General features: G+C 29.2%; 13 protein-coding genes. 2 read left to right on the top strand and 11 right to left on the bottom strand.

Translation table 11 applies throughout. The features are described from left to right. Positions 1–252 precede the first annotated feature (252 nt). From I2A66_RS16335 to I2A66_RS16315, 6 genes are all read right to left on the bottom strand, one after another. A complete protein-coding gene (locus tag I2A66_RS16335; protein ID WP_122641183.1) occupies positions 253–813 on the bottom strand; it encodes a beta-class carbonic anhydrase in 561 nt (186 codons plus the stop codon). A 117-nt stretch (positions 814–930) separates the two neighbouring features. After that, positions 931–2064, bottom strand: coding sequence for a 2-methylaconitate cis-trans isomerase PrpF family protein (locus I2A66_RS16330; protein ID WP_195252015.1), 1134 nt, complete (start codon positions 2062–2064; stop codon positions 931–933). 333 nt (positions 2065–2397) lie between these two features. Further along, complete coding sequence (locus I2A66_RS16325) at positions 2398–4029, bottom strand: hydratase (RefSeq protein WP_334298829.1); 1632 nt, start codon at positions 4027–4029, stop codon at positions 2398–2400. Positions 4030–4080: 51 nt separating this feature from the next. Further along, positions 4081–4425, bottom strand: a complete 345-nt coding sequence (locus I2A66_RS17745) for a hypothetical protein (RefSeq protein WP_330615498.1) — start codon at positions 4423–4425, stop codon at positions 4081–4083. Positions 4426–4460: 35 nt separating this feature from the next. Continuing rightward, positions 4461–5333: an SLC13 family permease gene (locus I2A66_RS16320; RefSeq protein ID WP_195252014.1), complete on the bottom strand. Its 873-nt coding sequence runs from the start codon at positions 5331–5333 to the stop codon at positions 4461–4463. 14 nt (positions 5334–5347) lie between these two features. Next, positions 5348–5722: a hypothetical protein gene (locus I2A66_RS16315; RefSeq protein WP_195252013.1), complete on the bottom strand. Its 375-nt coding sequence runs from the start codon at positions 5720–5722 to the stop codon at positions 5348–5350. 326 nt (positions 5723–6048) lie between these two features. Here I2A66_RS16315 and I2A66_RS16310 point away from each other — a divergent pair, with 326 nt between their 5' ends. Both I2A66_RS16310 and I2A66_RS16305 read left to right on the top strand, forming a co-directional pair. Continuing rightward, positions 6049–6966 (top strand): LysR family transcriptional regulator, encoded by a 918-nt coding sequence (locus I2A66_RS16310; RefSeq protein WP_147516106.1) that lies wholly within the window; start codon positions 6049–6051, stop codon positions 6964–6966. Positions 6967–7083: 117 nt separating this feature from the next. After that, positions 7084–7767 (top strand): GntR family transcriptional regulator, encoded by a 684-nt coding sequence (locus I2A66_RS16305; protein WP_122641188.1) that lies wholly within the window; start codon positions 7084–7086, stop codon positions 7765–7767. A 16-nt stretch (positions 7768–7783) separates the two neighbouring features. On the opposite strand, the gene citG is transcribed toward I2A66_RS16305, so the two are convergent. The 5 genes from citG to I2A66_RS17920 all read right to left on the bottom strand — a co-directional run bounded on the left by citG (position 7784) and on the right by I2A66_RS17920 (position 12077). Then, positions 7784–9145, bottom strand: a complete 1362-nt coding sequence (gene citG, locus I2A66_RS16300; RefSeq protein WP_147516107.1) for a triphosphoribosyl-dephospho-CoA synthase CitG — start codon at positions 9143–9145, stop codon at positions 7784–7786. A 22-nt stretch (positions 9146–9167) separates the two neighbouring features. Further along, positions 9168–10184: a [citrate (pro-3S)-lyase] ligase gene (gene citC, locus I2A66_RS16295; RefSeq protein ID WP_122641190.1), complete on the bottom strand. Its 1017-nt coding sequence runs from the start codon at positions 10182–10184 to the stop codon at positions 9168–9170. Between the two features lie 21 nt (positions 10185–10205). Next, on the bottom strand, positions 10206–10412 hold the full coding sequence (locus I2A66_RS16290; RefSeq protein ID WP_122641191.1) for a hypothetical protein: 207 nt from the start codon (positions 10410–10412) through the stop codon (positions 10206–10208). A 103-nt stretch (positions 10413–10515) separates the two neighbouring features. Continuing rightward, positions 10516–11868 carry a citrate/sodium symporter CitS gene (gene citS, locus I2A66_RS16285; protein WP_122641192.1) on the bottom strand — a complete coding sequence of 451 codons (1353 nt, stop codon included), beginning with the start codon at positions 11866–11868 and terminating at the stop codon, positions 10516–10518. Positions 11869–11996: 128 nt separating this feature from the next. Then, on the bottom strand, positions 11997–12077 hold the full coding sequence (locus I2A66_RS17920) for a citrate lyase subunit alpha (protein ID WP_442970900.1): 81 nt from the start codon (positions 12075–12077) through the stop codon (positions 11997–11999). Positions 12078–12082 lie beyond the last annotated feature (5 nt).

The raw sequence follows: 12082 nt of genomic DNA, 5'->3' as shown, positions 1-12082 counted from the left end.
TCATCTGTTTTTAACCTAGTTGCCATTAAAGATTGATGTCCGTCTCTTAAAGCAGTTTCAGTTATTTTTAACTTACTCATCCTATTTCACACTCCTATCTCAATTTATTTTAAAGTAACATCTTCATCACACTAAAAATAGTCGATTTTTGTTATTTCCTACTCTATTTATTATATATATACATTTATTGTATACCAAGTTTTTTTAGTGTTCTTTCTATCTATATTTGGTATACAATTTATGCAAATAGTTTTAACTATACCCATTAACCACTACTTCTAATTTACCTGTTTCTGGACATATAACTAACCCATGTATATGTATATCTTTAGGCATTAAAGGATGATTCTTTATAGAGTTAATACTATCTTTGATTGAATCCTCTACTGAATTAAATCCATGTAGCCATTGTTTAACATCTATGCCAGAATTGAATAATGTGTCTATTATCTCCTTAGAAACTCCTCTATTTAAAATTTTATTTACAATTTCTTCTATATCAAGATTACACATTCCACATTTATGATGTCCTACAACTATCACTTCATCAACTTCAAATTCATAAACAGCAAGTATAACACTCCTCATAATACTTCCAAATGCATGCATAACTGTAGCTCCTTCATTTTTTATTATTTTTGCATCACCATTTTTTATATTCATAGCCTTTGGTAAAAGTTTTGTTAATCTAGTATCCATACATGATAAAATAACTATTTTTTTATCTGGATGCTTTGATGTTATATATTCTTCATAATTTTTATTTTCTACAAATTTATTATTGTATTCTAATATTTCATTTAATTTACTCACGCTAAACTCCTTATAAATCAAATTCTGGTATTTTATTCTAATAAAAAGACCTAGAAAGTGTTTTTATTAGAAGCACCATTCTAGGTCTTTCATTATTACAATAATGTAAATACTTTTTTATTTATAATAAACTGTTCCATCCATTATCATTCTAGATGTTCTATATCCATATACCCAAGGTACATCTCTATTTCCATCTTTATCTATATTACACTCAACTCCATTTTGCATTAAGCCACCTGGGTGAGCTATATTTAAACTTTCTGGGTTGAATCCTTTTCTAACAACTTGATTAACTATAGTTCCTTCTATAGTAGCTGCTGTTGCTGTACATAATGCACCTGTAAGAGCATATGTTTTATGAGTAAGTTGCATAGACATCATTCTTCCTAATAAGTCCATGTCTTTTTCTTCTATAACATTTCCATTAACATTAGTATATGTAGAAGGTTCAGCTACTATAGTTAACTTAGGAACACCTGGAGATTTTTCAGCTGATTCTTTATAATCATCTATAAATCCAAGCATTACAGCCCCTAACCCTCTTATAGTTTCTAATCTCTCTAACATATCTTTATTGCTATCTATTTCATCTGGTAACTCTTTACCTGTAAGTCCAACATCACTTGCTCTTACAAATATAAGAGGATTTGATGAATCTACTAAAGATACTTCAACTGACTTATACCCTGGTACATCTACTGCATCTACTACATTTCCAGTAGGTAATAATTTTCCAGTCATAGCTCCTGCTGGATCTTTAAATGCAAGTTTTACTACTGACGATGTCCCTGTAACACCTGCTATACAAAAGTCTCCATCATAACTTACTTTTCCATCTGGAGTTTGTACATGAGAGTATATTATTTTTTTAGTGTTAGTATTGTATATCCTTACCACAGTTTCAGGAGAAGTTACTTCTACTAATCCTTTTTCTATAGCATAAGGTCCAACTGCTGATGATATATTTCCACAGTTTCCTTTATAAGATACTATTGGCTTATCAATAGATACTTGTGCAAATGTGTAATTAACATCCCAATCTGGATTATCAGATTTTGATATTATTGCAACCTTACTAGTTGTAGATGTTGCTCCACCTAATCCATCTATTTGACGAACATCTGGGCTACCCATTACTGATAAAAGTATTTCATCCCATAATCCTTTATCTGAAGGTAAATTTTCTTCATTTATAAATACACCTTTACTTGTTCCACCTCTAAATATAGTACATTCAAGTTTATTCATAACGACTTCCCCTTTTTTATTAGTTATTAACTAAAACTTTTTCTTCTGTTTTTTTCTTATTTACATTTGCATAGAAGTTTATTAAACTACCGTCTAATATAACTTGAGCTTATTCTTCAGTTACATCATTTAACTTAAGTTCTATTTCTTTTTCTTTATTAGTACCGATAACTTTAGCTATGATAGTTTTTTCTCCATTTACAACTTTGCTTCTCATCTTGGGAATATATATATAATCATTTCTATCTAATTCATTTATTACACTTTGGTCTGCAGTGAACAGTATTATACCCCAGTTAACTAAGTTAGAACGATATCTCTTTGTCGCATATTCTACAGTTGACCACCTAAAACTCTTTGACTAGATGCTGCTTGCTCTCTTGCAGATCCATCTCCTGGCTTAACAGCATATACTACACTACCAAATCCAGTATTATTTAAAAGCTCTTCAACTGAAGAATTTGGATTTATAGTTTCTACTAAATCTTTTAATTCCTCTGAGACTTCACTTACATTACCTCTTACAAAATCTCTTCTTTCTTCTTCTAAAGCTTGTATTGATTTTGCTGCTGGTACATATTCTGGATCACGTCTTGAAAGTGTATAATCTGACATTTTCTTTGGATTAGATCTGTATGTAGCAGCATCTCCTGATGGTATTAATTCATCAGTTGTTGTAACAGGGTCTCCTATAACTGATGCAACTTTTAATAATACATCTTCTTCTAAAGATATCATTTCTGGCCATTCAGTTATGTTTGGACCTAACTTTAATTCTTCATTTTCATTTCCTTTTTCAAATCCATCATAAACTCTTCTGTATGGTGATTTATCAAAGCTATAAGTATTTGCAGTTTCATCATATTCTAAATCTGTTGCTGCTGTTAATATACCTCCATTTAATGAAGTTGCTGCTATTGAACGAGCATCCATAAGAGCTACAGATGTTAATTGTCCATCTCCTGGCTTTGATCCTTCTCTATTTGGGAAGTTTCTAGTTGTATGTCTTATTGATAAAGAACCATGTGCTGGTACATCTCCTGCTCCGAAACAAGGTCCACAGAATGCAGTCTTTATTAAAACACCTGCTTTTGTAAGTTCACTAGCACTACCATCTTCTATCATTTTAGAGTATATTGGAGTACTTGCTGGATATATACTTAAAGTATAGTAATCATTAGTTAATTCTTTTCCAGATAATATATTAGCTGCAGCTTGTATATTTTCATACATACCACCTGAACATCCTGCTATTTCAGCTTGATCAACTTTTAATTTACCATCTACTATTTTACTTCTTAAATCTAATTTTAAGTTTGGATTACTTATTTGCTTTTGAGCTTCTATTTCTGTTTTTTCTAATATTTCTTCTAAGTTTTCATTTAACTCTTTTATTGTGTATGCATTACTTGGATGGAAAGGTAAAGCTATCATACATTCGACTTTGCTTAAATCAACTTTAACTAATCCATCGTACATAGCTACTTTACCAGGCTTTAATTCTTTATAAGCTTTTGGTCTATTGTGTACTTCAAAATATTCTTTTACCTTTTCATCTGTACACCATATAGAAGTTAAACAAGTTGTTTCTGTAGTCATAACATCTATACCATTTCTAAAATCAATAGAAAGATTTTCTATTCCTGGTCCTACGAATTCCATAACTTTATTTTTTACAAATCCATTTTCGAATACTTCTCTTATTATAGCTAATGCTATATCTTGAGGCCCTATACCTCTTCTTATATTTCCTTCTAAATAAACAGCTATTACTTCAGGTTTTTCCATGTCGTAAGTGTTTTCAAGAAGTTGTTTAACTATCTCTCCTCCACCTTCTCCTACACCCATAGTTCCTAAAGCACCGTATCTTGTATGACTATCTGTTCCAAGTATCATATGACCACAGTTTGCATACATTTCTCTCATATATTGATGTATTACTGCTTGATGAGCTGGAACAAATATTCCACCATACTTTTTAGCTGCAGTTAGCCCAAATAAATGGTCATCATCATTTTATGTTCCACCTACTGCACATAATGAATTGTGACAGTTTGTAAGTATATATGGTACTGGGAATTTCTTAAGTCCGCTTGCTTTTGCTGTTTGTATAACACCTACATATGTAAGGTCATGTGATGTAAGTGAGTCAAACTTTAATTTTAAATTTTTCTTATCTTCTGAAACATTGTGTGATTCAAATATAGATGCTGCTATTGTATTCTCTTGTGCATTATCTATTGATTCTATATTTTCTTGACCTAGTTCATTTAATTTATTATTTAATGCTTCTAAAGTAGCATCTTCTACTATAACTTCATTATTGTAAAGTAAAACTTTACCTTGTTTTAAAGTAACCATAATGTATCCCTCCAAAAATCTTTTATATTTATGTACTATGCGATTATTCCATATACTCCTATATACGAAAGAAGCATATTAAATACTACACATCCTACAGCTATCATTAATAATTGTCCAAATAATTTATTTTGTTCTTCTTCTCCTGCACCACTAGCTGACATGTATGCTGCAAGTATTAATCCTCCACCTGTTGATGCTGGTGAAAATGCTGCTGCAAACGAAGAAGAAATTATTATACTTGTAAGTTCTACGAATCCAAATGCACCACCGAATGAATCTATTATTGATGGTACAGTAGGTATAAGTATTGGCATAACCACACCTGTTGTAGAACTAAAGAATGATAATAATCCACTTGTTCCTGCAAGTATTGGTCTTGCTGTTTTTTCACCCATTATCGATAGTAATCCGCTTGATAATAATTCAATACCACCAACTGTATCTACTATATTCATAAGAACACCAACTCCACATATTAATATAAGTGTCCCCCATGGTACAGTCGATAAGGCTTTCTTTTGTTCAGCAACTTTGAGTATCATTAGTATTGAAGCTATAAAGAATGATGCTAGTCCCACATTTTGACCAAAGCCAGCAACCATTATTACCATAACTGCCATACCTACTAATGTTATTTTTTGTTTACCATCAAATTTTTCTAAATCATCTTTTCTTAAATGATTTTCTGGTTTCATCTTATCTAGTCTATAACAAACACAGAATACTATACCTAATATAACTCCCCATAACATCACATTTAACATTAGTGGTATTTCAAATCCAAATACTTCTACTTTCGCACCTAACTCAGTAGCTATTATTCCTGCTGGTGTTAGAGGTGTTATTGCAAATGCATTAGATGCTAATTTTGCTAGTAATGCATATAATATTGGATTTTGCTTCATTCCAACTGCTATTGTTACTCAACAACTGTCATAAGAGATCCTATAGGTATATTTCCTGGACCTATTGCTGAAAGTGTACCTGAAACTAAAAAAATTATTAGTGGTACTAAATAAGATTTTGTACCTACCATTGCTACTGCTTTATTAGCAAGTAACTCTAGTGTACCGTTTACCTGAGCTATACTAAATAAGAATGTAACTCCTACAAGAGTTGCGAATAATTGTGCATCAAACCCTGCTAATATTTCTTTTGATGTTAATCCACATATAGTACCTAATATTAATGAGAGTCCTATAGATAGAACACCTATATTTACCTTTTTCCAAAATCCAAAAGCTACAACTATAACTAATGTTACTAGTGCTAAAATAGCTAAATTATTACTCATATTTTTCCTCCCTATTTTCGATTTTAAAATTTCCTGATTTTAGATTTTTAATTTTTAGAGACTATATTAAATAAGTTTATTGTTACATGATTTAATTTCGGCTAAGACCAAAATTTTAGCTAGATATAACAAATGCAAGTGCTGAAGTTACAGTTATTAATACCACCAACATTTCATTTAATATAGTCTTTTAAATATTATATATCATCGAAGAAATCGCTTGTCGTTTCCTCTTTTTTATTGTATTATATTGTTAATTAATAGTCCAATACATAATTACCATGCTTTTTATGCATTAAAGCTATAGTTTTAAAAGGAGGATTAAAGTGTTTGAATTTAAAGAATTAGAATATGTTATATCCGTTGCTAAGCATCAAAATATAACAAAGGCAGCTGAGGAATTATATATCTCACAACCTTCACTTAGTAAGTATATAAAAAAACTCGAAATGGTACTTGGCGTTAGTTTATTCAGTAAAGTAGGTAATCGTTTTATACTTACTTACGCTGGAGAAATGTATTTAAGAAATGCACAAAATATATTACTGATTAAGAATAAAATAACTGCTGAAATAGATGATATTCGTAAAATAAATAAAGGCAGATTTAACCTTTCCATTCCATCTACAAGGGGTTCTTACTTAATTCCTGAAACACTGCCTAAATTCAAAGAAATGTATCCAAATGTTGAAATAAATTTATTTGAAAATTCATCTTCTGAAGCTGAAAAACTATTACTTAATGGAGAGGCAGATATCGCAATATTTAACCATCATACTGAACACCCAGATCTTGAGTATAAAGTTATAGGTGTAGAAGAACTAATACTTGCAGTATCTCCTGATAATCCATTAGCTAATATGGGAGAAAAAAAATTAAATTGTAAGTATGATTGGATTGATATAAAACTATTTAAAAACGAAAATTTTATACTTAACTTTCCATATCAACGTACTGGTAAAATGGCAGAAAAAATTTTTAAATCTGCAAACTTTGAACCTAACGTTGTATTGAGAACAAGAAGTATGGAGTGTGCCGTAAGACTTACGCTATCTAATTATGGTGTTTGCTTTGTTTCTGATAATCATCTAAAGTATATGAACTTATTAACTAAACCTAAGTACTTCTCAATAGGATACCCAACTACTACTTTTAAATTAGTTGTTGCTTATAGAAAAGGTTCATACCTCCCACGTTATATAAAAGATTATATTGACATAGTCAAGGATTTTGTTAATTTTTAAATTATTTTGTCGAAAACTATTGGTATTTTCGAATTTTTAGTGTAAAATCTATTGTATACATTTGTTTTAAATTGTATACAATAGATTTTTTAAAAAGGGAAGGACGATAAAATAAAAATGAAAAATTGGATGGATGAGTTTGTCACTAATACTGATTTATCTCAAAATAGGCCTCTAAGAGAAGTTGTTTATGAAAGTCTAAGGAAAACTCTAATAGAATGTAACATACCATTAGGAGAACGTTTTGTAGAAAAGGAATATTCTGAAAGATTAAATATAAGTAGAACTCCTGTTAGAGAAGCACTTAAACAACTTGAAAAAGAGGGTTTAGTCGAATATGTTCATAGGGCTGGGGTAGTAGTTAATAGAATTACTAAAGATGATGTTATTGAAATTTATAAGATAAGACAATCCCTTGAGCTATTAATTGTAACTAATGCTATGGAAAATATTACACAAAGTGAAATTGATGAGATCAACGCCCTTCTTGATCATACAGAAAATATAAATAATGAAGGAAATATAGAAGAAGTAATCAATTTATTCGGTAAATTTAACTCTCTTATTTATAAAGCTAGTAAGATGAAACGTCTTCCTGGTATTATTTCTAATTTAAATAGCTATCTACAAAGGTTTAGAAATATATCTATAGAAGATGATTTAAGAAGAGAAAAAGCATTATCTGAACATAGACTTATACTAAATTCAATAATTTCAAAAAATAAGGACTTAGCAGAATCAGTAATAACAAAGCATCTAAACGATTCTTTAGATATTGTTATAGCTGAGTTTGATAAATAAATAAAAGAGCTAGCATTTAGTTGCTAGCTCTTTTTATAGTAATCAAAAATATAGTTACAGCAAGTAAGTCTGCACATCCACCTGGACTTATATTTTTATTTATATATTCATTTTCTAATTCTAAAATTCTTATTTTCCCATTACTAGTATACACACCACCTATTTTTAAAAGTTCTTTTGCATCATTTTGAACTTGTTTTAAGGTATTTATATCATGCCTATATACTATAGTGCTATCCTCTACTATAGCTAATAATTCTATTAATATTTGTGTATATAAATCATTCTCAGATAAATCAGAATCATAATACTTATCTATTATATTATTAAATAAAACAGATAGTCCATCTTTTACTTGTCCTCGTACACCTGTAAATCCATATTTTATATATAGCTTTTCTCCATGAGTTAATTCAGACTTATTTTCTATATCTTTAAAATCATCTAAAATATCATTAACCATTGATTTTATAATACTTTGTATATCTTCAAATTTTCTATTATTATATGTTACCTTTGCAAGAGATGCTATAGTTATACCCATTAAAAATATCATTCCTTTATGAGTATTTATATTATTAGTTGCTTCAAACATTTTATGTTCACATAGTATACCAATTTCTCTAATAGCATCAAATATGTATTTAGGCTCATGATATGAGTATCCTATGTTATACATCTCTTTAAAAAATGGTGCTATAGCAAATGCACTATCTAAAAAAGTATAATAGTTCATGTCTTCATGAGCCCCTTGACTTATTGGTGATACTAAACCAAATGAAGGAAATGTAGAAACTTCACTTATCATGGCTTTTACAGCTATTTGAGATATTCTATAAGCTAAAGTTTCTCTTTTTTTTTGATAGTCCTTATATTTTAAATATACTTCTTCAAAATATTTTTTGATTTCCTCTATATTATGACTTTGAGCTCTAGAGCAAATTTTAGCATCTTTATCACATATAAAACATTTTCTAGGCTGTTTGTATAAATCTGATCTAGATATGCCTATGACATTATCATTTTTCATAGTATATACATCTATATCTACACATCTACCTAGTATATGCTTTTCTTCAATATCTATCATTAACTTTTTAATACTAACAAAATCTGCATCAAATATAAAATGACAAACTAATCCTTCTTTATTTTTATATCTATCATTATAAACTATATACTTTTTATAGTAAGTTAAAATTTCATTATAAATTATACTAACAATATCATCAGTTATATAGTTTGATTTTTCAATTCCAGGATAATTAATTCTAAGAGTTACCAGTGTTTTATCTTTATAATTTTTAAATAAGTTTTCTTGATTCTTAACTCTTTTTTCTCTATCAAATAAAAATTCTTCAATTAAGTCTATATTCATAATTAATTTGGTAAAACTTAAGTTATAACTTACTTATTACCAATTCACCTTCCTCACTAAGTAAAAAGTCAAATGTTGTTTTAGGAACTAATTCTTTAACTTGATCAAACTTTACATCTTTTAGTAATTTTCTAACTCTAGATGCACTAATTGCATCATTCTCTATTTCTTTTCTTTTTATTAATTCAACTTGTACATTATATTTAGGAAGAACTTCTTGTATAGTTTCATTGTACATATTAGTAACTTCACAATGAGGCTCACTTCCCACAAATCTTTTCTTTATATTAAACTTTGGAACAAAGTATTTTCCAAATATATTACAATCTAATTTTGTATATTCTTTTAATGCATCATCATTTTTCTTTAAAAAGTAATTAGGGAAAGTTGCTGATGATATTATATACTCCCCTGCTGGTACAACCGTTACATTTTCTAAATCTTTAGTTCCTTCTTTGATTAACTTGAATCTTGATTTAAATGGAAAAACAGATTTATCTTCTTCTACTACAAATATTATTACATTTTCATTACTTTTACATGCACTTTCTATTATGTATCTATGCCCTAGTGTAAATGGATTACAGTTCATAACTAATGCTGCATATTCTTTACTATCATCTATTTTATATTCTTTTTTTAATTTATCTAAACTTGCATTTATATTTTTATTTCCACTTTCTAATAAGCTTACTTTATCAGTCGTAAATATGTTTTTATATCCTAAACCTTCAAATAAGAATTGATTCTCAGGCTTTGTAAATATAAAACTATGGTATCTACCTTCTAAAAATAACTTTTCAGTAACTTTTGATATAAGGTTATTCGATAAACCTAATCCTTGGTAGTTTTCACTTATCGCAAAACATTTCAATATATTTTCTTTCTTAGAACATGTAGCTATTATATCATCATTTTCTCTAATTACCACTGTGTAATCAACGTCTTCATATTTAAGGCTGAATTTTTCTAAAAATTTTCTTACTTCATTAGTTTCATAGTTTGATTTTAAATTTATACTTTCTACATTATAATACATGCTCTTGTGCACCAACCTTTTCTATACTCCAAATATTCTATTAATTAATACAAATGCTAGTAGCCCTATTATCATTACAACATATATCATTATATTATCTTTTTTACTTGCTGCAACATATTTTTTCTTTTTTGTAAACTCTCTAGCTTCTTTAAACATTCCTTCTTCTCTAGCTTCTCTTAGAAGTTCCTTGTTACTTTTTTTAGGTTCTTTATTTTTTTTGCTCATAATTTCACCTCTGTATCTAATATTTAAAATTACGATAAAAAGGTATTGCAAAATACAATACCTTTTATCTTATCAAAGTTCTATACTCATTTAATATTTCTTATTAGCAGAATATACCAAATACTACAGAAGCTATTATTAACATTAATCCTCCACCTAAACGAGAAGATATTTGTGCAAATGATATAAGTTCCATTCTCTTAGCTGCTCCAAGAACTGCTAAGTCTCCTGAACCACCTCTGTTAGCCATACATAATCCAGCTGTTATTGCAGTTTCTATTGGGTAGAATCCTACAATCCATCCAACAAGACCTGAACCTAATATTGCTCCTAAAACTATAAATGCAGCTATTACAACGTTACCTATTGTGAATGCAGCTATTAACTCACCTAAGTCAGTAAGAGCTATACCTACACCACACATTATAACTAATAAGAATTGCTTAGTGAAGAATCCTTGTAACTTGTTAGCCCCAACTCTTAATTCAGCTGGTATTACACCTATAACGTTTGCTACAGCAACTAATACAACCATCCAAGCAAATCTATGTATATCTATTTTTAAAGTAGATCCAAATAATGTAAATTCTGGTATTTGAACAACTTTAGATAATATATTACCTGCAACATAGAATGCACAAGCTAATATTAATCCACAAGCTATTTCTCTTTGAGTTACTTTTACTTCTTCAGTATCTTCTAATTTAGATAAATCTTCAGCATTTCTTATTAACTCACCGTTACCAGTTAAAGCTTTTCCGAATTTTAACTCACCGATTTTATTTAATACACCAGCAGATATTATAGCTATTATGTTAGCTATTGTTAATATTGATAATCCAAATGATAACCATTGAGCTGGGTCATTTCCAGTAGCGTTTGCATATATATCAGCCATTGGTATTGCACCTGCACCAGTACCACCACCCATTATAGGTAATACGTATCTAGTTGCAACGTCTGCTGGAGAAACACCAAATATAATTCCACCAACTATACCTAAAAGTATTGCACCAACTATACCTGCAAGTATTGCTGGTAAGTATCCTGCGAAAGCTTTTAATAATAATTTTCTATTAACAGATAATATTGAACCAGTTATAAGTACTGCTATAAATAAATCTAAGAAATCAGTTGTGTCCATGAATATCTTTACTGTTTCTATTGTTGCTTCTGGTATTATACCTATATAAACTAAATATGCTGAACCTAAGAATGCAAGTATTGAACCACCACCTATATAAGTGTTCCATACAGGTATTCTATCCCCTATCCATCCTAATGCTATACCTAAAGTATAAAGTATTGCGAATGCTCCTATTGTGTTACTTGGTAAATAATCACCAAACATAGCTACTAAAGCTATACCTGCTACTGCAGCGTAAATGTGCCAAGACATACCAAATATCTTGAAAGATTCTTTTTTCTTTGTTTGAGACATGCTTACTGTTGCCATCCTCTTAATCCTCCGATAATATATATATTTAATTTTTCGACTATGTTAAGTTTTATAATGACTAGCTTTCATTAAAAATAAACTTAACATAGTCATAATTTATAAATTAATATTATTTTTCAATAATATTATTTAACTTTTCTTATAGTGTCTATGATGCTTCCATCTCTGTATTCAACTACAGCAACTACTTCATCTGTAAACTCTATTTCTT

This window comes from Romboutsia sp. 1001713B170207_170306_H8 (genome assembly GCF_015550495.1).
Taxonomy (GTDB): Bacteria; Bacillota; Clostridia; order Peptostreptococcales; family Peptostreptococcaceae; genus Romboutsia_E.
Note: the sequence above shows the minus strand (reverse complement) of the source record. Positions and strands in the feature narration are given on the sequence as shown.